Annotated in this window: 20 protein-coding genes; 10 read left to right on the forward strand and 10 right to left on the reverse strand. The window is 71.9% G+C overall.

What is annotated here, in order from left to right; genetic code table 11:
- Window positions 1-27: 27 nt before the first annotated feature.
- A complete protein-coding gene (gene glnA / locus ABZ078_RS05510; RefSeq protein ID WP_165997807.1) occupies window positions 28-1389 on the reverse strand; it encodes a type I glutamate--ammonia ligase in 1362 nt (453 codons plus the stop codon).
- Window positions 1390-1725: 336 nt separating this feature from the next.
- Between glnA and ABZ078_RS05515 the strand changes: the two genes are divergently transcribed.
- Window positions 1726-2409 carry a DUF3105 domain-containing protein gene (locus ABZ078_RS05515; protein WP_356571901.1) on the forward strand — a complete coding sequence of 228 codons (684 nt, stop codon included), beginning with the start codon at window positions 1726-1728 and terminating at the stop codon, window positions 2407-2409.
- Window positions 2406-3029: a DUF305 domain-containing protein gene (locus ABZ078_RS05520; RefSeq protein WP_356571903.1), complete on the forward strand. Its 624-nt coding sequence runs from the start codon at window positions 2406-2408 to the stop codon at window positions 3027-3029. Before ABZ078_RS05515 ends, ABZ078_RS05520 begins: the two co-directional genes overlap by 4 nt.
- A gap of 67 nt (window positions 3030-3096) precedes the next feature.
- Here the strand turns inward: ABZ078_RS05520 and ABZ078_RS05525 are convergent, their stop codons facing one another.
- The gene (locus tag ABZ078_RS05525) at window positions 3097-4317 is read right to left on the reverse strand and encodes an MFS transporter (protein ID WP_356571905.1); all 1221 of its coding nucleotides are present in this window, start codon (window positions 4315-4317) and stop codon (window positions 3097-3099) included.
- A 143-nt stretch (window positions 4318-4460) separates the two neighbouring features.
- Window positions 4461-5522 carry an endonuclease/exonuclease/phosphatase family protein gene (locus tag ABZ078_RS05530; RefSeq protein WP_356571907.1) on the reverse strand — a complete coding sequence of 354 codons (1062 nt, stop codon included), beginning with the start codon at window positions 5520-5522 and terminating at the stop codon, window positions 4461-4463.
- A gap of 500 nt (window positions 5523-6022) precedes the next feature.
- Here ABZ078_RS05530 and panB point away from each other — a divergent pair, with 500 nt between their 5' ends.
- The 3 genes from panB (at window position 6023) to ABZ078_RS05545 (ending at window position 8932) form a co-directional block, all read left to right on the forward strand.
- A complete protein-coding gene (gene panB / locus ABZ078_RS05535; RefSeq protein ID WP_356571909.1) occupies window positions 6023-6898 on the forward strand; it encodes a 3-methyl-2-oxobutanoate hydroxymethyltransferase in 876 nt (291 codons plus the stop codon).
- Window positions 6899-7097: 199 nt separating this feature from the next.
- Window positions 7098-8123 carry an ATP-binding cassette domain-containing protein gene (locus tag ABZ078_RS05540; RefSeq protein WP_356571910.1) on the forward strand — a complete coding sequence of 342 codons (1026 nt, stop codon included), beginning with the start codon at window positions 7098-7100 and terminating at the stop codon, window positions 8121-8123.
- A complete protein-coding gene (locus ABZ078_RS05545; protein WP_356571912.1) occupies window positions 8120-8932 on the forward strand; it encodes an ABC transporter permease in 813 nt (270 codons plus the stop codon). The genes ABZ078_RS05540 and ABZ078_RS05545 overlap by 4 nt, the downstream gene beginning before the upstream one ends.
- A 26-nt stretch (window positions 8933-8958) precedes the next feature.
- On the opposite strand, the gene ABZ078_RS05550 is transcribed toward ABZ078_RS05545, so the two are convergent.
- Window positions 8959-12393: a BTAD domain-containing putative transcriptional regulator gene (locus ABZ078_RS05550; protein ID WP_356571914.1), complete on the reverse strand. Its 3435-nt coding sequence runs from the start codon at window positions 12391-12393 to the stop codon at window positions 8959-8961.
- A 24-nt stretch (window positions 12394-12417) separates the two neighbouring features.
- Window positions 12418-13002, reverse strand: coding sequence for a DUF6578 domain-containing protein (locus ABZ078_RS05555; protein ID WP_356571916.1), 585 nt, complete (start codon window positions 13000-13002; stop codon window positions 12418-12420).
- A 103-nt stretch (window positions 13003-13105) separates the two neighbouring features.
- On the opposite strand from ABZ078_RS05555, the gene ABZ078_RS05560 reads away from it, so the two are divergent.
- Entirely contained in the window at window positions 13106-13906 is an 801-nt protein-coding gene (locus ABZ078_RS05560; RefSeq protein WP_356571918.1) for a site-2 protease family protein, read from the forward strand.
- Between the two features lie 6 nt (window positions 13907-13912).
- Here the strand turns inward: ABZ078_RS05560 and ABZ078_RS05565 are convergent, their stop codons facing one another.
- From ABZ078_RS05565 to ABZ078_RS05575, 3 genes are read right to left on the reverse strand one after another with little or no spacing between them, the layout of a single operon-like run.
- Window positions 13913-14098 (reverse strand): hypothetical protein, encoded by a 186-nt coding sequence (locus tag ABZ078_RS05565; protein WP_356571920.1) that lies wholly within the window; start codon window positions 14096-14098, stop codon window positions 13913-13915.
- A gap of 54 nt (window positions 14099-14152) precedes the next feature.
- Window positions 14153-14878, reverse strand: a complete 726-nt coding sequence (npdG, locus tag ABZ078_RS05570; protein ID WP_356571922.1) for an NADPH-dependent F420 reductase — start codon at window positions 14876-14878, stop codon at window positions 14153-14155.
- 37 nt (window positions 14879-14915) lie between these two features.
- Window positions 14916-15989 (reverse strand): sialidase family protein, encoded by a 1074-nt coding sequence (locus tag ABZ078_RS05575; protein WP_356571924.1) that lies wholly within the window; start codon window positions 15987-15989, stop codon window positions 14916-14918.
- Window positions 15990-16099: 110 nt separating this feature from the next.
- Between ABZ078_RS05575 and ABZ078_RS05580 the strand changes: the two genes are divergently transcribed.
- Complete coding sequence (locus tag ABZ078_RS05580; protein WP_356571925.1) at window positions 16100-16702, forward strand: hypothetical protein; 603 nt, start codon at window positions 16100-16102, stop codon at window positions 16700-16702.
- Window positions 16703-16843: 141 nt separating this feature from the next.
- Window positions 16844-18172, forward strand: coding sequence for an MFS transporter (locus tag ABZ078_RS05585; RefSeq protein WP_356572094.1), 1329 nt, complete (start codon window positions 16844-16846; stop codon window positions 18170-18172).
- On the opposite strand, the gene ABZ078_RS05590 is transcribed toward ABZ078_RS05585, so the two are convergent.
- On the reverse strand, window positions 18173-18403 hold the full coding sequence (locus ABZ078_RS05590; protein ID WP_356571927.1) for a hypothetical protein: 231 nt from the start codon (window positions 18401-18403) through the stop codon (window positions 18173-18175).
- Window positions 18404-18461: 58 nt separating this feature from the next.
- On the opposite strand from ABZ078_RS05590, the gene map reads away from it, so the two are divergent.
- Both map and ABZ078_RS05600 read left to right on the forward strand, forming a co-directional pair.
- Window positions 18462-19319: a type I methionyl aminopeptidase gene (gene map / locus ABZ078_RS05595; RefSeq protein WP_356571929.1), complete on the forward strand. Its 858-nt coding sequence runs from the start codon at window positions 18462-18464 to the stop codon at window positions 19317-19319.
- A gap of 122 nt (window positions 19320-19441) precedes the next feature.
- The gene (locus ABZ078_RS05600; protein WP_356571931.1) at window positions 19442-20089 is read left to right on the forward strand and encodes a biliverdin-producing heme oxygenase; all 648 of its coding nucleotides are present in this window, start codon (window positions 19442-19444) and stop codon (window positions 20087-20089) included.
- A 50-nt stretch (window positions 20090-20139) separates the two neighbouring features.
- Here ABZ078_RS05600 and ABZ078_RS05605 read toward each other — a convergent pair whose 3' ends face one another.
- Complete coding sequence (locus ABZ078_RS05605; protein WP_356571933.1) at window positions 20140-20784, reverse strand: PhzF family phenazine biosynthesis protein; 645 nt, start codon at window positions 20782-20784, stop codon at window positions 20140-20142.
- Window positions 20785-20807 lie beyond the last annotated feature (23 nt).

A 20807-nucleotide genomic window follows, 5' to 3' on the forward strand; every position in this document is an offset into this window, starting at 1 on the left:
CAGCGGGGAACCTGCTCTGACCTGCCCCTACAGCACCGGCAGGTTCTTCCGCAGCTCGAACGCGGTGACCTCGGAGCGGTACTCCTCCCACTCCTGGCGCTTGTTGCGCAGGAAGAAGTCGAACACGTGCTCGCCCAGTGTCTCGGCGACCAGGTCGCTGCTCTCCATGAGGGTCAGCGCCTCGCCGAGGTTCTGGGGCAGCGGCTCGATGCCCATCGCGCGGCGCTCGGCGTTGGACAGCGCCCAGACGTCGTCCTCGGCCCCCGGCGGCAGCTCGTAGCCCTCCTCGATGCCCTTGAGGCCGGCGGCCAGCAGGACCGCGTAGGCCAGGTAGGGGTTCGCACCCGAGTCCAGCGACCGGACCTCGACCCGCGCCGAGCCCGTCTTGCCGGGCTTGTACATCGGGACGCGGACCAGGGCCGAGCGGTTGTTGTGGCCCCAGCAGATGTACGACGGGGCCTCGCCGCCGGCGCCCGCGGTGCGCTCGGAGCCGCCCCAGATGCGCTTGTAGGAGTTCACCCACTGGTTGGTGACCGCGGAGATCTCCGCGGCGTGGCGCAGGAGGCCCGCGATGAAGGAGCGGCCGACCTTGGAGAGCTGGTACTCGGCGCCCGACTCGTAGAAGGCGTTGCGGTCGCCCTCGAACAGGGACAGGTGCGTGTGCATGCCACTGCCCGGGTGCTCGGAGAACGGCTTCGGCATGAACGTCGCCTGCACGCCCTGCTCCAGCGCCACCTGCTTCATGACCAGGCGGAACGTCATGATGTTGTCCGCCGTGGACAGCGCGTCGGCGTAGCGCAGGTCGATCTCCTGCTGGCCGGGCGCGCCCTCGTGGTGGGAGAACTCGACCGAGATGCCCATCGACTCCAGCATGGTGATGGCCTGGCGGCGGAAGTCCATGCCGATGTTCTGGGGGGTGTGGTCGAAGTAGCCGGAGTTGTCGGCCGGGGTCGGGCGCGAGCCGTCCAGCGGGCGGTCCTTCAGGAGGAAGAACTCGATCTCGGGGTGGGTGTAGAAGGTGAAGCCCAGGTCGGAGGTGCGGGCCAGGGCGCGCTTGAGGACGTAGCGCGGGTCCGCGAAGGACGGGGAGCCGTCCGGCATGAGGATGTCGCAGAACATGCGGGCGGTGCCGGGGGCCTCCGCGCGCCAGGGCAGGACCTGGAAGGTCGACGGGTCCGGCTTGGCGATCATGTCGGATTCGTAGACGCGGGCGAAGCCCTCGATCGCCGAGCCGTCGAAGCCGATGCCCTCGTCGAAGGCCTGCTCCAGCTCGGCCGGGGCCACGGCCACGGACTTGAGGAAGCCGAGCACGTCCGTGAACCACAGACGTACGAACCGGATGTCACGCTCCTCCAACGTCCGGAGCACGAACTCCTGCTGCTTGTCCATCTTCCGCTTCCCCATCCTTGCTGGTCAGGCCGCCTGTCTCCGGTGCAGCGGGAGGCGGTCGGGCACCTGAGCATCCCACCACAACTCCATTTCAGGCGCGTTGCGCACCTTGATCACCGAAGCGACCTCGGACTGAACGCCCGGCCTACGGCGGGTGTCCCGCCATGGTGCCCGGTGAACTGCTCTGCCGCCCATCTTGCCTGCTCGGACCGACATCCGTAATGCCCGGCCCCACGGGACCCGCCTCACTTTCCCGTCACCTCGCTACGGGAGGCCCCCACCTTTCCCATACGATCAGCGCACCCGACCGTCCCTTTCTCCAGAAGGACCACACTCATGGGCTCGGCCAAGAACAAGAACAGCGCGGCCCGCCAGGCGCGAATAGAGGAGATGCGGCGTGCCGAGCGGGCCCGTGAGCGCCGCAACCGCATCCTGACGGTCGTGGCCGGCGTGGTGGTCGTGACCGGCCTGGTCGTCGGCGGTGTCGTCCTCGTCCGGTCGCAGTCCGACGACAGCGACAAGGCGCAGTCGCAGTCCGACAAGGACCCGCGGAAGAAGACGTCCGGGAAGTTCGTCACCGGCGAGGACGGCGTGAAGACCTGGAAGGGCACGCTCACCAGCACCCACGTCGAGACCGACGTGAAGTACCTGATGGAGCCCCCGGTCGGCGGCGACCACCACCGGGCCTGGATGAACTGCGACGGCGACGTCTACACCAAGGAGCTCAAGAACGAGAACGCCGTGCACTCGCTGGAGCACGGCGCGGTGTGGGTGACGTACACCAGCAAGGCGTCCAAGGCCGACGTCGAGGCGCTGGCGGCGAAGGTCGAGCAGACGCCGTACACGCTGATGAGCCCGGACGAGAAGCAGAAGGACCCGATCATGCTCAGCGCCTGGGGGCACCAGCGCACGGTGACGAGCGCGAGCGACCCGAACGTGGGCAAGTTCTTCGAGACGTACGTCCAGGGCGAGCAGACGCCCGAGAAGGGCGCACCGTGCACGGGCGGTCTGTCGGAGTGAAGCAGCACGTCGGCTGGATCGCCGGGACCACGGCGGCAGTGCTCGTCGCGGCCGGCGCGATCACCTACGCGGTCGCCGAGGACGGTGGCTCGGGCGGGACCCCGGACGCCGGCTCGGCGGACGCCGGGTTCGCGCGCGACATGGCGGTGCACCATCAGCAGGCCGTGGAGATGTCGTACCTCGTGCGCGACCGCACCGACGACGAGGAGGTGCGGCGCCTGGCGTACGACATCGCGCAGACGCAGGCCAACCAGCGCGGCATGCTGCTGGGCTGGCTGGATCTGTGGGAGCTGCCGAAGGTGTCGTCCGACGCGCCGATGACCTGGATGGGCATGGGCGACATGCCCTCCGCCGGGGACGGCTCGCTGATGCCGGGCATGGCGACCGACGCGGAGATGAAGAAGCTGGAGGGCCTGAGCGGCAAGCAGGCGGAGATCTTCTTCCTCCAGTTGATGACGGACCATCACAAGGGCGGCGTCCACATGGCCGAGGGCTGTGTCGACAAGTGCGCGGTCGGCGTGGAGAAGAGGCTCGCGCAGGACATGGTGAACGGTCAGCGCTCGGAGATCGGGCTGATGAGGGACATGCTGGACGAGCGGGGCGCGAAGCCGCGTTCCTGACCGCGCGGGCGTGGCGAGCACCCGCGCCCGCGCGGTCGGACTTCGCTCCGGCCGCCGAGCCCGGAGGTCAGCGCGGCAGACGCTCCGGGGTCGGCAGGTGCGTGGCGACGACCCGCTCGCGCCCGGCCCGCGGAGCGACCCGGCGCCGGTCCACGGCGTACGCGGCCCCGGCGACTCCCAGTCCGAGCACGGCCAGTGCCGCCCCGGCCGACGCGGGGGAGGTCACGCCGAAGCCCGCCGCGAGGGCCAGGCCGCCGATCCAGGCGCCGCCGGCGTTCGCGAGGTTGAAGGCCGCCTGGTTGGCGGAGGAGGCGAGGGACGGGGCTTTGGACGCCTTCTCCATGACCATCAACTGGAGCGGGGAACCGGTGGCGAACGCCGCCATGCCCAGCAGGGTCACCGCCACGGCCGCGCTCCACGCCGTGGACATCAGCAGCGGGAAGAGGGCCAGCACCACGGCCAGCGCGATCAGGCCGCCGAACAGCGTCCCGCGCATCGCGTGGTCGGCCAGGCGCCCGCCGAGCAGGTTGCCCACCGTCGCGCCGACCCCGAACAGCGCCAGCAGCAGGGTCACGCTGGCGTCGGCGTACCCGGCGGAGTCGGTCAGCATCGGGGTGATGTAGCTGTACGCGGCGAACAGCGCGCCGAAGCCCGCGACCGTCGTGCCGAGCGCCAGCCAGACCGGGAGAGAGCGCAGGGCGGCCAGTTCGCCGCGCAGGCCGGCGGCCAAAGCGGCGTGCGCCTCGGCACGCGGGATCAGCAGCGCCAGCGCGGCCATCGCCGCCAGGCCGATCCCGCTCACGCCGAGGAAGGTCGCCCGCCAGCCGAGGTGCTGCCCCATCAGGGTCGCCACCGGCACGCCGGCGACGTTGGCCACCGTCAGGCCCAGGAACATCAGCGACACGGAGCGGGCCTTGCGCTCCGGCGCGACCATGTTCGTCGCCACGACCGCGCCGACGCCGAAGAAGGCGCCGTGCGGCAGGCCGCTCAGGAAGCGGGCGGCCACCAGCCAGTGGTAGTCGGGGGCGAAGGCGGACAGCGCGTTGCCGGCGACGAACAGGGCCATGAGGCCGATCAGGACGGTGCGGCGCGGCAGGCGCGCGGTGGCCGCGGCCAGCAGCGGGGCGCCGATGACGACGCCGAGCGCGTACGCCGAGACCAGGTGCCCGGCGGTGGGGATCGAGATGTCCAGGTCGTTCGCGACTTCGGGCAGCAGGCCCATCATCACGAACTCGGTCGTACCTATGCCGAAGGCGCCGACGGCCAGGGCGAGCAGGGCCAGGGGCATGGGAAAGCCTGTGCCTTTCAAAGGGAGAGCGGAGTTCCGTGGTTCGTATGTTCAAGTACGGAACAAAGTCTCTCAGGCGCAGTATTCCGCCAGTCGGCCAGAAGGTTGCCAACAGGTGCCCAGACGCCCTTGACCAGGGATTTTCAGGAGGCCGATGTGTCGACCTTCACACGCGCGGCCACCGGCAGATGGTCGCTCCCGGTCTCCGGCAGCGTCCACGAGCTCACCGGCTCGATCCCCTTCACCATGATCTGGTCGATCCGCGCCATCGGGAACGACGCCGGCCAGCTGAAGCCCATCCCGCTGCCCGACGCGCCCTGTGTGGAACGCATCTGGGCGGTGACGGCGACCAGCGCCCGGTCGTTCATCGTGCCGTTCAGGTCACCGAGCAGGACGACCTTCTGGAGCGGCTCATGGGCGATGGCCTCGCCCAGCGCGTTGGCGCTCTTGTCGCGCTGCCGGGCGGTGAATCCGGCCTCCAGCTTCACCCGGACCGACGGCAGGTGCGCCACGTACACCGCGACCTGCCCGGCCGGTGTGGTGACCGTGGCCCGCATGGCGCGGATCCAGCCCAGCTCGATGCCGACGGGCCGGACACCGCTCAGCGGGTACTTGCTCCACAGTCCGACGGTGCCCTGCACCGAGTGGTACTTGTAGGTCGACGCCAGCGCCTTCTCGTACGTCGGGACCGCACCGGCCGTCAGCTCCTCCAGGGCCACGACGTCCGCGCCGGACGCGGCGACGTCCCGAGCCGTGCCGGCCGGGTCGGCGTTGTCGGCGTTGACGTTGTGGGTGGCCACCGTGAGGTCGCCGCCGGTGCCGGTCTTGTCGGTGAGCTGGCCGCCGAAGAGGTTCAGCCACACGATCGCCGGGAGCAGCACGGCGATGAGCGCGGTAGCGGACCTGCGGACGAGGGCCAGCAGGAGCAGCACCGGGACGAACAGGCCCAGCCAGGGCAGGAACGTCTCGGTCAGGCTGCCGAGGTTGCCGACCGCGTTCGGGATCCGCGCGTGCAGCAGCATCACCAGGGCGAGGACCACCGCGAGGGCGGCCACCACGACACCGCGCCGCCAGATGCGCGGGTCGCCGCGCCAGCCCGCGACCAGGCGGTTCAGGAGGTCCGTCAGGCGCCGGGGGCCCGGTTCCCGGCGCTCGGGCCCCGAGCCGCCGTTGTCCGTCCCCGTCACGTACGCCTGCTGCGCCATACCGTCGCCTCACTACCTGCCGTGCACACCGTCGTCCCCCCGCGCCCAGAGAAAACCCTAGGGGATGATCGGCCTCGTTCCTGCCGTACCCATGACGGCCGTACGGGGGCGAGGACGTACAAGTCGCCTTCGGGAGTTCCGGTCGCGGTGAGGGAAAGCGCGCTCTGTGACGAAACGCGCACATCTGATCTACGGGGTGCGGGAACTGACGGGTCGTAGACCTTCGGGCACGGCGTCGACCAGCTGCTCCGCCACAGGCGATCAGCGTCGGCTCGAAGCCACCGCGGTGGTCGAACCGGCCATCCCGCGGCCGATCCCACGACCTGCGGATCGCAAAGGATCAGTCAGCTGATCGGTCAGCTGATCAGCTGACCGATCAGAGACGCGGAGCATCGGAACTCACACGGGGTGGCCTAGCCACCCCTGGCACGAAGTGCCACCATGGAGGGGATCCGGGGACGCCGTCAGGGCGCCTCGAGATGACAGAAGGAGCCGTTGCAATGACGCAGCTTTCGGCTGCCCAGACGCCTCAGGCGAAGCCCTCCGACGGCAGCAAGGCGCTGTACGGGGGGAAGGGCACCCGCCGCATCACCGTTCGCGACATCGCCCTCGCCAAGGAGCGGGGCGAGAAGTGGCCCATGCTCACCGCGTACGACGCGATGACCGCGTCCGTGTTCGACGAGGCCGGCATCCCGGTCATGCTCGTCGGCGACTCCGCGGGCAACTGCCACCTCGGCTACGACACGACCGTACCCGTCACGCTCGACGAGATGACCATGCTCTCGGCGGCCGTCGTACGCGGCACGTCCCGCGCCCTGATCGTCGGCGACCTGCCGTTCGGCTCGTACCAGGAGGGCCCGGTGCAGGCGCTGCGCTCGGCGACCCGGCTGGTGAAGGAGGCCGGGGTCGGCGCGGTGAAGCTGGAGGGCGGCGAGCGCTCGCACCGCCAGATCGAGCTCCTGGTCGAGTCCGGCATCCCGGTCATGGCCCACATCGGCCTGACCCCGCAGTCCGTCAACGCCATGGGCTACCGCGTCCAGGGCCGCGGCGAGGAGGCCGCCGCACAGCTCCTGCGGGACGCGAAGGCGGTCCAGGACGCGGGCGCCTTCGCGGTCGTCCTGGAGCTGGTGCCGGCCGAGCTGGCGGCCGAGGTGACCCGCGTGCTGCACATCCCGACCGTCGGGATCGGCGCCGGACCGGAGACGGACGCGCAGGTCCTGGTCTGGACGGACATGCTGGGTCTGACCGGCGGCCGGGTCCCCAAGTTCGTGAAGCGGTACGCCGACCTGCGCGAGGTCATGGGCAGCGCGGCCAGGGCATTCGCGGAGGACGTGGTCGGCGGAACGTTCCCGCAGGAGGAGCACTCCGTCCACTAGGGCCTGCGACAGGCCCTGGCCGCTGCCGCCGAGCCATCGCCGCACCACGGACGGCCCGCCGATCTTCCCCCGTCGGCGGGCCGTCCCCTTGGCGGCTCGCCCCTGCCCCGGGGCCGGCCGGTGCCGCCGCGGGCGACCTGTCGGCGGGTGTCGGTGATCTGTCGGTGGTTTGTCGGTGCCCTCTGACACTGTCGTCCGTATGACGCGAATCGACATGAACCCCGACGGCGTGAGCACCGCCGTCTCAGTGCGGGGGTTGGTCAAGCACTACGGCGAGACCAAGGCTCTGGACGGTGTGGATCTGGACGTGCGCGAGGGCACCGTCATGGGAGTGCTCGGGCCGAACGGGGCCGGGAAGACCACCCTCGTGCGGATCCTGTCCACCCTGCTGGCGCCGGACGCCGGGCAGGCCACGGTCGCCGGGTACGACGTGGTGCGCCAGCCTCGGCAGTTGCGCCGGGTGATCGGCCTCACCGGGCAGTACGCCTCCGTGGACGAGAAGCTCCCCGGCTGGGAGAACCTGTACCTCATCGGGCGGCTGCTCGACCTGCCCCGGAAGGAGGCACGCGCGCGTGCCGACGAGCTGCTGGAGCGGTTCACGCTGACCGAGGCCGCCAAGCGGCCGGCCGCGACCTACTCCGGTGGCATGCGGCGACGCCTCGACCTGGCCGCCTCCATGATCGGACGGCCCACCGTCCTCTTTCTCGACGAACCGACCACCGGGCTCGACCCCCGCACCCGCAACGAGGTGTGGGACGAGGTCAAGTCCATGGTCGGGGACGGGGTGACGGTGCTGCTGACCACCCAGTACATGGAGGAGGCCGAGCAGCTCGCCTCCGAGCTGACCGTCGTCGACCGCGGCAAGGTCATCGCGGGCGGCGGCATCGAGGAGCTGAAGGCCAAGGTCGGCGGGCGCACCCTGCGGGTCCGGCCGGCCGACGCCCTGCAGCTGCGGCCCCTCGCCGGGCACCTGGACGAGCTCGGCATCACCGGGCTCGCCACCACCACCGTGGACGACGAGACCGGCACCCTGCTCGTCCCGGTCCTCAGCGACGAGCAGCTCACCGCCATCGTCGGCGCCATCACCGCGCGCGGTGTCACGCTCGCCTCCATCACCACCGAACTGCCCAGCCTGGACGAGGTGTTCCTGTCCCTCACCGGCCACCGCGCCAGTGCCCCGCAGGACGCCGTGCCCGCCGATGCCCGCGAGGAGGTCGCCGTATGAGCGCCGCGACAACCGTCGACACCCATGACGTCCGGATTCCGCTGCGCGCGCACGTGCGGCACACCGGCGCGCTCGTCCGCCGCAACCTGCTGTGGATCCGGCAGGACCCGGAGTCGATGTTCGACGCCATCCTGATGCCGATCGTCTTCACGCTGCTGTTCGTGTACGTCTTCGGTGGCTCGATCGGGCAGGCGCTCGGCGGCGGCCAGGAGGACTACGTGCAGTACGTCGTGCCCGGCATGATGGCCATGATGGGCATGAGCATGGCCATGTCGGTGGGGACCGGCTTCAACCAGGACTTCAACAGCGGTGTCATGGACCGCTTCCGGTCCCTGCCGATCGGGCGTGGCTCGGTCCTCTTCGCCAAGATCGCGGTGGAGCTCCTCCGGATGCTGCTCGCGACGACGATCATGCTGGTCGTCGGTGTGCTGGTCGGCTTCGACATCACCCACTGGGGCGGGCTGCTCGCGGCCGTGGCACTGGCCGCGCTGTTCGGCTCGGCGCTGATGTGGGTGTTCCTCACCCTCGGTGTGGTGCTCAAGAGCGCGCAGTCCGTGCAGGGACTGGGCTTCCTGGTGCTGATGCCGCTCCAGTTCGGCTCGTCGATCTTCGCTCCGACCGAGTCGATGCCGGGCTGGCTGCAGTCCTTCACCGACGTCAACCCGCTGTCCTCGCTCGCGGACGCCGCGCGCGGGCTGATGGTGGGCGGCCCGGTCGCGCACGACCTGTGGGTGACCGTGGCCTGGTCGGTCGGGCTCACGGCGGTCATGGCGCCGATCGCGATCCACAAGTTCCGTACGAAGAACTGACGCGGCCGGGCCTCGGTCGGTGCGCGTCAGAGCAGGGCGGCGGCCTCCTCGGGGGAGAGAGCGCCGCCCTGCTCGTACGCCGACGCGTAGACCTCGTCCCCGAGGGCCGCGCGCAGCGCCCGGGCGGCCTTCTCGCGCGTCTCGCGCTCCAGGCGCGTCGCGGCATGGCCGGGCGGCAGCAGCGCGTCCCCGGCGCCGAGGCAGCGGGCACCGTCGCGGGCGCGGCGGCCCTGCTCGACATGGGCCAGGGCGAGCGCCGCGAGTTGCAGGTACATGCTGCGCATACGGGGGGCGATGACCTGGAACAGCGGCTCCTCGGCCATCTCCAACGCCCTGCGGACCATGGCGAGGCACTCCTCGTAACAGCCGTCGACCGACTCCAGCCACGCCTCGGAGCCGAGGATGAAGGCGTCGAAGACGACGAAGTGGGCGATGGTGAACTCCTCCCGCAGCAACCGGAGTTGCTCGCGCGCCTCGGGAACACGGCCGGTCATGCCGAGCCGGCCGGCGAGGAACAGCCGGGCGGCGGGCCGTGCCTCGTTGCGCGCGCTGTCCCGCTGGTCGAGCACCTCGCGCAGCACGCGTTCGCCGCGCTCGGCCTCCCCGCTCTCCACCAGCGCGCTGCCCAGGCGGGCGCGGAGCACCGCCACCTGGGCGTGGGCGCCGAGCCGGCCGGCGTACTCGATCGCCGACTCGTAGGCGACCGTGGCCTGTTCCCATTCGCCCCGCTGTTCATGGGACTCGGCGCGGGCGGCGAGCGCCTCGGCGGTGCCCCACAGGTCACCGAGGCGCTGGAAGATCTCCAGCGCCTCGTCGGCGTCGCGGGTGGCGTCGCCGGGCCACTCGGGGCGATGGGCCGTCAGGTTCGCCCGCATCTGAAGGGCCATCGCGAGCTCCCAGTCGAATCCGGGCGTGGTCCGGCAGGTCTCCACAGTGGCGTCGGTGACCTGGCGCATCCGGTCCATGTCGGCGGTGAGCATGACGGCGAAGAACCAGAGGTAGCCGGGCGGGCGGCAGGTCTGCGGGACACCCGGCTCGTACGCCTCGGCGATGGACCGCAGCTTCGCCTGCGCCTGCGGGGTCTGCCAGGCGTCCAGCTCGGTGTCCATGCAGGCGAGATGGACGAGATGGACACCCCGTCGCGCCTCCGCGAGGAGTTCACCCGCCCACGGGGGCGGGGTGTCGATGCAGCGCTGCCACACCGGTCGCGCGCGGCGGACGGGCTCGGCGAAGGGGTCGGGGCCGAGGGTCTGGACCTCGCGGGACCAGTTGCGGGCCTCGGGGCGCAGGTCACGCATCTGCCAGTACCAGGCCAGCGACAGGATCAGGCACAGCCCTTCCTGTTCGTCACCGGCGGCGACGGCGCGGCGCAGGGCGGTGCGCAGGTTCTCGTATTCGCGCTCCAGGAGCTCGATGGTCGCGAACTGTCCGGGGCCGCGCAGCAACGGTTCGTGAGTGCGGGCCAGTTCACGGAAATACGTCAGGTGCGCGCGCTCGGCGGCCGCGCGCTCCCCCGTCTCGTCGAGGCGTTCGCCGGCGTATTCGGCGACGGTCTCCAGGAGGCGATAGCGCATCTCGCCGTCGTTCGAGGGCACCGCCACCACGAGGGACTTGTCGACGAGCGAGCCGAGTGCCTCCAGTGCGGCGGGCCCGCACACGGCCTCGGCGGCGGCGAGGTCGCATCCCCCCGCGAAGACGGAGAGCCGCCGCAGCACGTCCCGCTCGTCCTCGTCCAGCAGCTCCCAGGACCAGTCGACGACCGCCCGCAGGGTCTGCTGGCGCGGCAGGACGGTACGGCTGCCGGAGGTGAGCAGGCGGAAGCGGTCGTCGAGCCGGTCGGCGATCTGGCGCGGCGTGAGCATGCGCAGGCGGGCGGCGGCGAGTTCGATGGCGAGGGGCAGGCCGTCGAGCCGCCGGCAGATCTCGGCGCAGGTGTCCGGGTCGTCCTCGATCCGGAATCCCGGCCTGGCGGCCGCCCCCCGGTCGGCGAGCAGCCGCAGCGCGACCGGCTCCGGCAGCGGTTCGACGGGCCGCAGTAACTCCCCCGGAACGCCGAGGGGTTCACGGCTGGTGGCGAGCACCGTCAGTCCCGGGCAGCGTTCCAGCAGCTCCTCCGCCAGGTGGGCGGCGGCCTCCACGACGTGCTCGCAGTTGTCGAGGACCAGCAGCATGCGGCGCCGGCCGCAGTGCTCGGCGAGCCGCTCGACGGGGTCGTCGTGCCGGTCGGATCCGGCCCGCATGGCCTCGGCCCCGGCGCCGTACAGCACGGTCTCGCGGGCGCCGACGGCGGTCAGCACGGCCTCCGGTACGGCCTGGGGGTCGTCCACGGGTGCGAGCTCGGCCAGCCACACCCCGTCCGGGACGGCGTCCCGGACACCCTCGGCGGCCTCCTGCGACAGCCGCGTCTTCCCGGCCCCGCCGGGGCCGAGCAGGGTGACGAGCCGGGCGGCCGTGAGGTCACCGCGGATGGCTTCGATGTCCGTTTCCCGGCCGACGAAGGAGGTGAGACGGGCCCGGAGGTTGCCGGGGGGCTTGGGGGGTACGGGCTCGGCGGTGGGGGCCGGGCGGCGCGACTGAGTGCCGGCGGTGTCGGCGGCCTCAGCGGCAACGGCGGCGTCGGCTTCGCCCGATCGCCCGCCGCCGTGACCGTCCTGGGCGGCGTGCCGCTCTCCGTGGGCGGCTCCATGCCCGGAGCGCGGACGCGGACCCGTTCCCCGGCCGTGCGCCTGCCCCGTCGGCCGCAGCAACTCGCCGTGCAGCGCCCGCAGTTCCGGCCCCGGGTCGGAGCCGAGTCGGTCCGCCAGCAGTCGTCGTACGTCCTCGTAGGCGGCCAGGGCCTGCGCCGTGCGGCCCGCGTCGCGCAGGGCGCGCAGGCGCAGGGCCTGGAGGGGTTCGTCCAGGGGGTGGGCGTCGCACAGGGCGGTCAGCTCGGGAAGCGACTGCTCGCCGTGGCCGAGGGCGAGGGCGGCGGTGTGGCGGGCGCGCAGCGCGTCCAGGCGCCGGGCCTCGTGACGGGCCGCCTCGGCGGTGCGGTCGGGCAGGTCGGCGAGGGCGGGGCCGCGCCACAGGGCGAGGGCGTCGTCGAGGAAGACGGCCGCCTTGGCGGGGTCGCCGTCGGCCAACGCGCGCGTGCCCTCGCCGACGAGGCGCTCGAAGCGGTACAGGTCGATGTCGTCGGGCGCGGCGGCGAGCCGGTACCCGCCCTCCGCCGAGACCACCGCGTCCGCGCCGAGCGCCCGCCGCAACCTCCCGACCAGCGCCTGCAGCGCACCCGTGGCGTCAGTGGGCGGCTCCTCCTCCCACACCTCGGCGACCAGCGTGCCCGTCGGCACGGTCCGGCCACCCCCCAGCGCCAGCACGGTCAGGAGGGCACGCAGTCGAGCCCCGCCGACCGGAAGGGGGCTGCCGTCGGGGCGGAGGGCCTGGGTGGTGCCGAGGATGCGATAGCGCACGGGGTCCATTGTCTCTGGTGGGTCAGGGCGTGGTCACGGCATTGCGGCGGTGCTGAGTGTCTCCGGCAGGGCGGCCAGGGCCGCGGGCGGCAGCCCGGTCGTCTCGACGCCCGCCGTGGTGCGCTCCCGCGGGATGCCCCGGGGCTCGCGTACCGCGTACGACAGCCGGGAGTCCGTGTCCGGCACCTCCGGGGCGACGATCACGCCGGCCGCGGCGTCCGGGAACCACGTGGGGCAGGTACTCGACGACCGTAGCGACCGTTCCCGGGGGACCGGCTCCGGGGTGCCCGAGCCCGGCGGTGTCTCGGCGAAGCCCTGGGGCAGGATCTGGATCGCCCGGACCCGGCCCCGGGGCTCGGGCAGGTCGGGGTGGCCGTGGGTCTCGGCCGTGAGCCCCGTCTCGTCCCGTACGACCCGTACGACCCGTACCGCGCCGGCGTCGCCCCGCACGTCCTCGACCGGTCCGGCGATCTCGGTGAGCTGGGCGTGCCGGCCGCCGCCCAGCATGTCGTCGGCGGCACCGAGGAGCAGGGGCCGGCTCACCTCGTCCCCGAGGGAGAACGGCGTACCGCAGCACTCCATCTGCCAGTCGGCGTAGAACACGTGCCAAAGCCCCATCCCCCCACCTTCTCCGGAACCACCGCCCCACCGCGAGACGTTTTCCCCCTGCGCCCGGTACGGTCGGGCAGGCCGACGCCCCGTCCCACAGGAGCCCTTCCTCATGACCACCGCCCTCACCCGCCGCAGCGACCGGCGGATCAGCCCCGTCTTCGTGGGGATCCTGGCCGTCACGGCGGTGACGGGCTGGGCCACCTGGTCCGGGTTCGCCGAGCAGCCCGGGCTCGCCGTGTTCCTGTTCGTGACGGCCGCCTGGATCGTGTCCCTGTGCCTGCACGAGTACGCACACGCGCGTACCGCCCTGCACAGCGGTGACATCTCGGTCGGGGCGAAGGGCTATCTCACGCTCAACCCGCTGAAGTACACGCACGCGCTGCTCAGCATCGTGCTCCCCGTCATCTTCGTGATCATGGGCGGCATCGGACTCCCCGGCGGTGCCGTCTTCATCGAGCGCGACCGGATCCGGGGGCGCTGGCGGCACAGTCTGATCTCGGCGGCCGGACCGCTGACGAACGTGCTCTTCGCCGTCGTGTGCACGGCCCCGTTCTGGCTGGACGCGCTGGAGGGCGTTCCGGCGGACTTCCGGTTCGCGCTCGCCTTCCTCGCGCTGCTCCAGGTCACGGCGGCGATCCTGAACTTCCTGCCGGTCCCGGGTCTGGACGGCTACGGCGTGATCGAGCCCTGGCTGTCGCGGAACATCAAGCGCCAGGTGGAACCGTTCGCCCCGTTCGGCCTGCTGCTCGTGTTCGCGCTGCTCATGCTCCCCGCGGTGAACCGCGAGTTCTTCCAGGTGGTCAACACGGTGCTGGACAACCTGGGCGTCCACGTCCTGGAGCGCTACTGCGGCGAGGACCTCTACCGCTTCTGGCAGGACACGAACGACTACTGCTCGGCCGGCGCGTGACGGAGATCAGCTCGCGGCGGATCCCCGCCGGGCGTCCTTGGCGCGCTTGACGTAGAACCACGCCATGTTCGACGACAGCCCGGCCAGCAGCACCCACACGATCCCGAGCCAGCTGCCCTGCGTGAAGGAGATCACGGCCGCGGCCACGGCCAACACACAGACGATCAGGGCATAGACACCAAGGCGGGGCATTTCAGTCGGCTCCTTCGGGGGACACTGCTACGGCGACCAGTGTCCCCCATCTCCTCATACGTCCGTGACGCGGAGCCCGGCGTGCGCCTTGTAGCGGCGGTTCACCGAGATCAGGTTCGCGACCAGCGACTCCACCTGGTGGGCGTTGCGCAGCCGCCCCGCGAAGATGCCGCGCATCCCGGGGATGCGGCCGGCCAGCGCCTGGACGATCTCGACGTCCGCCCGCACCTCGCCGAGGACCATCACATCGGTGTCGATCTCGTCGATCTCCGGGTCCTGGAGCAGGACGGCCGACAGGTGGTGGAAGGCCGCCGTCACCCGCGAGTCCGGCAGCAGGGCCGCGGCCTGCTCGGCGGCGCTGCCCTCCTGCGGCTTCAGCGCGTAGGCGCCCTTCTTGTCGAAGCCGAGCGGGTTGACGCAGTCGACGACCAGCTTGCCGGCCAGCTCCTCGCGCAGGGACTCGAGCGTCTTGCCGTGGCCCTCCCACGGCACGGCGACGATCACGATGTCGCCGCGCCGCGCGCACTCGGCGTTGTCGGCGCCCTCGACGCCGTACCCGATCTCCTCGGCGGCGGTCTTGGCGCGGTCGACGGCTCGCGAGCCGATGATCACCTTCTGCCCGGCCTTGGCGAGCCGGTAGGCGAGGCCCTTGCCCTGCGGCCCGGTCCCGCCCAGCACGCCGACGACGAGCCCGGAGACGTCGGGGAGGTCCCAGGGGTCCTTCGCGGGCGCCTTCGCGGGGGCCCCGGCGGGCTGCTGTGCACTGTCGGTAGAGGTCATGGGCCGACTTTACGTCCGCCCCGTCCACCCCGACGACTCAGGTGAGCCGCGTCATGGGCACCCGCCGGAAGGTGAGGGTCTCGTACGCGCCGAAGTCGCCGGTCTCGTACAGGAGTCCGACGGTCTCGGCGTCGATCCGCACGAGGTCGGAGTACGCGGCGGGCAGCCCGTCCACCGTGTGCACGGACCGCCAGGTGGTGCCGCCGTCGGTGGAGGCGCGGATGGTCATCAGGGCGCGGACGGCGGGGTCGGCGGGACCGGAGAAGAGCAGGACGTCGGGGTCGCCGAGGTGCAGGACGCTGCCCTCGCAGACCGGGGCGGACAGGCCGGCCTGCGGGCGGAAGGGTTTGACGAGGGTCCGGCCGCCGTCGCGCGAGTGGGCGTCGGCGCGGTTGCCGGGCGAGGGGGAGTCGTTGCGGGTGTTGAAGTAGACGCGCCCGTCGGGGAGTTCGGCGGCGGTGGTCTCGTTGACGTTGATGTAGCCGTCGGTGTTGTCGTCGACGTAGCCGATGCGCCAGGTGGTGCCGCGGTCGTCGCTGAGCAGGCAGTGGCCGCCGTTGTACCGGGGCTCGGTGCCGTTGTCGGTGCCGGTGGGCGGGATCGTGTGGTTGGCGGGGACGACGACCCGGCCGGTGCTGAGCTGGATCGCGTGGCCGGGCGTGGTGGCGTACCACCGCCATCCCGGCTTCTTCACCTGCGCGGTGATCTCCTTCGGACTCGACCAGGTGCGGCCGTCGTCGTCGCTGTGGCGCACCCAGATCCGGCGGCCGTCGGCGTCGCTCACCCGGCCGCGGCGGATGGCGTCCTCGGTGGCGGTGGCGTGGTTGCGGACGTGGACGAGCAGGATGCGGCCGGTGTCGAGGACGACGGGGGCGGGATTGCCGGCGAGGTTCCCGTTGTTGTCGGCGGCCACCTGGAGAGGACCCCAGGTGCGGCCGCCGTCCGTCGACCGCTTCAGCACGATGTCGATGTGCCCGTGGTCGCGGGCGGATTCCACCCGGCCCTCGCAGAAGGCGAGCACGGTGCCCTCGCGGCTGACGACGACGGCGGGGATACGGAAGGAGGCATACCCCTCCTCGCCCGCGCGGAAGGGAACGCTGGTCTCGGGCATGGTCGCCACTCCTCGACTTCGCCACCGGCCTCCCTCCCTCTTCCCCAAGCCGGGCGAATTCGGGGTGAACTCCGGGTCACGAGTGGTCGGTTGCGGCAGTATGCGGCCCTATGGACGCCGTACGTGTCGCGTTGCTGCGCGAAGTGCTCGCCGGGACCGAGTGGCTGGGGGCCACACGGCGGTTCGCGGCGGCGTTGCGGGCGTCGGCGGTGTCGCACGGGGGTGGGCTGCTGCTGGTCGGCACACCGCGGTACGAGCCGTGGCATCTGGCGGCCCATCTGGTGGACGAGGCCGCGTGGTCGGGGACACCGGAGCTGGCGCCGACACTCGTACGGCATGACGCGCGCGCCTCGGATCCGGCCCATCTGGCGGTCGGCCTCGGGCGGTTGGCGGCGGCGCGGCGCGGGGAGACGCTGCTGGTGGTGTCGCCGGGCGCGGCGGGCGCACCGCTCCTGGAACGGGTGCACGACGTCCGGCGGGCCGGGGCGACGGTGCTGGCGCTCGGGGCCGGCGAGGGCGAGTTGACGACCCTGGCGCACGAGACGCTGGTCGTGCCGGAGGGTTCGGAGCTGGACCTGGACACCGTGCAGCACCTGGTGAGCGCGGCGGCCGGCGAGAACGCGCTGCCCTCCGCGAGGGGGCGCCGCCGGTTCCGGGACCGCATGGCGAGGCTGGCCGAGTTGCTGACCGCACCGCCACCCGCCCGCTGGTGAACCTGCCCGCCCCGGCCCGCAAAACCGTTTGCTCCCCGGCACCGCCCCACCTGAGCATGTCCCCTCGTGACCGACGACTCCCCCGCCTCCGCCGCACCCGCCGGCGGCCCCTGCGCGCCGCCTGCCTCCCGGCCCTCCCGCCTGCGTGCCGTGCTCCCCGACCTCGCGCCCTGGCGGGCCTCCGCCGACTTCCGGAAGTTGTGGCTGGCGGGGCTGATCTCGTCCTTCGGCAGCTTCCTGACCTTCGTCGCGCTGCCCGTGCAGATCAAGGAGCTCACCGGGTCCGCGGCGGCGGTCGGGGCGATCGGGGCCGTGGAGCTGGTGCCGTTGGTCGTGTTCGGGCTGTACGGGGGCGCGCTCGCCGACGCGCTCGACAAGCGGAAGCTGATCCTGTGGACGGAGGCCGGGCAGGCCCTGCTCAGCGCGGCGCTGCTGGTCAACGCCCTGCTGCCGAGCCCCGCCGTGTGGCCGCTGTACGTCGTCGCCGCGCTGTCCTCCGCGCTCATCTCGGTGCAGCGGCCCGCACTCGACTCCCTGTGGCCCCGGATCGTGGCGCACGAGCACCTGCCCGCCGCCGGTTCACTGAACGCGCTGCGCTGGCAGGTCGGCGGCGTCGCGGGCCCGGCCCTGGCCGGCGTGGTCGTCGCGTACGCGGGGCTCGGCTGGGCGTACGGCGCGGATCTGCTGACGTTCGTCGTCTCCGTCGCGCTCACGCTCGGCATCGCCGCCTCCCCCGCCTCCCACGAGGCCGCGAAGCCGTCCCTGAAGGCCATCGCCGAGGGCGCCCGCTACGCCTGGAGCCGCAAGGAACTCCTCGGCACGTACGTCATCGACATCGCGGCCATGCTGTTCGCGATGCCGCTGGCCGTACTGCCGTTCCTCGCGGACGAGTTGAACGCCCCCTGGTCGCTCGGCCTGATGTACGCCGCCGTCCCGGCCGGCGCGATGCTGGTGAGCCTGACCAGCGGCTGGACCTCGCGGGTGCACCGGCACGGGCGGGTGGTCGTGCTGTCGGCCGTGCTGTGGGGCGCGGCGATCACGGCCGCCGGGTTCGCCGGCGACGTATGGCTGGTGCTGCTGTTCCTGACCGCCGGCGGGGCCGCCGACATGGTCAGCGGCATCTTCCGCGGGGTGATGTGGAACCAGACGATCCCGGACGAACTGCGCGGCCGGCTCGCCGGGATCGAGGTGCTGTCGTACTCGGTGGGCCCGCAGCTCGGCCAGACCTATGTGGGCGGCGTCGCCGCCTGGCAGGGTGTGCGGACGGCCGTCTGGTCGGGCGGGCTGCTGTGCGTGGGCGCGGTGGGGCTGCTGGCGCTGTGCCTGCCGAAGCTCATGACGTACGACGCGCGCACGAACGAGCACGCCGTACGGCTGCGGGAGCAGCGGGCGACGGCGGCGGCGGCCACCGCACCGGCGCCGACACCCGCGTCCGCATCGGCGTCCGCGTCCGCGGGTGCGGAGGCGTGATCAGTCGTCGTCCGCCCGGCCCGTCGGGGCGTCGTGCCACTTGGGGTCGTTCTCCCACTCGAGGTTGCGTTCCCGGGCGAGGTCCATCGCGTGCTGGGCCTCCTCGCGGGCGGCGTACGGCCCGAAGCGGTCCTTGGCCGGGCACTCCGGCCCCTCCTCGACCTTCTTGTGCACCAGGCAGTAGTACCACTCGCCCGGCTTGCCGACCGTGCGCTTCTTGAACAAGGCCATGAGCGGCTCCTCTCGCCACCGACATGTTCCCCCATGCCCGCTGGTTAGACTCGCTGGCATGTCTGGCCAGTCACTGCTCGTCCCAGGGGAACTGTCCCCCACCCGTTCCGTACCCGGAAACATCCGCCGCCCCGAGTACGTCGGCAGGCCCGCGCCGACGCCGTACACGGGCCCGGAGGTGCAGACCCCTCAGACCATCGAGGCGATGCGCGTCGCCGGTCGTATCGCCGCGCGGGCGATGGCCGAGGCGGCGAAGCTCATCGCCCCCGGCGTGACGACGGACGAGCTGGACAGGGTGGCGCACGAGTACATGTGCGACCACGGCGCCTACCCCTCGACGCTCGGCTACCGCGGCTTCCCCAAGTCCCTGTGCACGAGCGTCAACGAGGTGATCTGCCACGGCATCCCGGACTCGACGGTGCTGCGCGACGGCGACATCATCAACCTCGACGTGACGGCGTACATCGGCGGGGTGCACGGCGACAACAACGCGACCTACCTGGTGGGTGACGTCGACGAGGAGAGCCGCCTGCTGGTGGAGCGCACCCGCGAGTCGCTCAACCGCGCGATCAAGGCGGTCAAGCCGGGCCGCCAGATCAACATCATCGGCCGGGTCATCGAGTCGTACGCCAAGCGCTTCGGCTACGGAGTGGTCCGCGACTTCACCGGCCACGGCATCAACTCGTCCTTCCACTCCGGCCTGATCATCCCGCACTACGACAGCCCGCACGCGACGACGGTCATCCAGCCCGGCATGACCTTCACGATCGAGCCGATGCTGACGCTCGGGACGCACGAGTACGACATGTGGGACGACGGCTGGACGGTCGTCACGAAGGACCGCAAGCGCACGGCGCAGTTCGAGCACACGCTGGTGGTGACGGAGACGGGCGCGGAGATCCTGACGCTGCCCTGACCCGACAGGTCGCCGGAGACACCCGTCCTCTGCGGAGGGCGGGTTTTCTCTGTACGCTTTTACCGACACGACGTCGGCAACCCCATTGACTTAGGTAAGCCTAACCTCAGAAAATAGGCCCCATGGACTCCTTCTCGACAGTCATCCGCACCGCTTCCCACGAGCAGCACATGGAGGCGGAGACCTCGACTTTCATGAGCGACCTGCTCGGCGGCAGGCTGGGCGTGGACGCCTACGCGCGCTACACCGAGCAGCTGTGGTTCGTGTACGAGGCGCTGGAGACCGGCGCCGAGCGGCTGGCGTCGGACCCGGTGGCCGGCCCCTTCATCCAGCCGGAGCTGTTCCGGCTGGCGTCGCTGGAGCGGGACCTGGCGCATCTGCGGGGCCCGCGGTGGCGGGCGGGCCTGTCGGCGCTGCCGGCGACGCGGGCGTACGCGGACCGCGTCGCGGAGTGCGCCCGCGCATGGCCGGCCGGCTACATCGCCCACCACTACACGCGCTACCTGGGCGATCTCTCCGGCGGCCAGATCATCCGCGACAAGGCGGAGCGGACGTGGGGCTTCGCCAAGAAGGGCGACGGGGTCCGGTTCTACGTCTTCGAGGGCATCTCCAACCCGGCCGCGTTCAAGCGGGGTTACCGCGAGCTGCTGGACGCGGTGCGCGCGGACGACCTGGAGAAGCAGCGGATCGTGGCGGAGTGCAAGAAGGCGTTCGCCCTGAACACCGCCGTCTTCCGGGCCCTGGGCGAGGAGTTCCCGCTGAGCGCGTAGGGTCGGCGCCCGGCTCGGGCGCTCGACGCTCGGCGCTCAGCGCTCAGCGCTCAGCGCTCCAGGAGGACCCGCCCGCCGACCTCCACCCAGCCGCCGGGCTGCGGTGCCGTCAGGATCTGCGATCCCGCGCCCTGGGTGATGTTGAGGGCGCGTCCCAGGCGGTCGGTGAGCAGCAGCGCCGCCGCGCCGGTCGCCTCGTCCTCGTCGATGCCGTCGTCACGGCCGGGGAAGGCGCGCGCCCGGACCCGTCCGGCCGCCTCGTCCTCCCAGGCCCAGGCGTAGATCCACTCCCCGGGGGGCGGGACGTCCAGCCCCTCCACCTCGGCGGCCGTGGCGTACTGCCGCAGGGTCCGCGGCGGGACCCACTCCGCCCGCGCCTCGATCCAACTGAACTCCCCGTCCAGTCGCGCGCCCACCACACCGGCCGGAGTGACCAGCTCCGGCACATCGAGCAGCCATGCCGCACCCACACAGGGGTGACCGGCGAAGGGCAGGCGCAGGGTCGGCGTGTAGATGTCGATGACCCCGCGCTCGGGGTCGTCGACGAACACGGTCTCACTGAACCCGAGCTTCCCGGCCAGCGCCTGCCTCTCACTCCGCTCGGGGATGACCGAGCCGTCGCGGACGACGCCGAGTTCATTGCCGTATCCGCCCTTGGGGCCGCAGAAGACGCGGAGGACGTCGTAGTCAGTCACGGGGGAATTGAAGCACCGCGCCC

Source organism: Streptomyces sp. NPDC006385 (assembly GCF_040612485.1).
GTDB lineage: Bacteria > Actinomycetota > Actinomycetes > Streptomycetales > Streptomycetaceae > Streptomyces.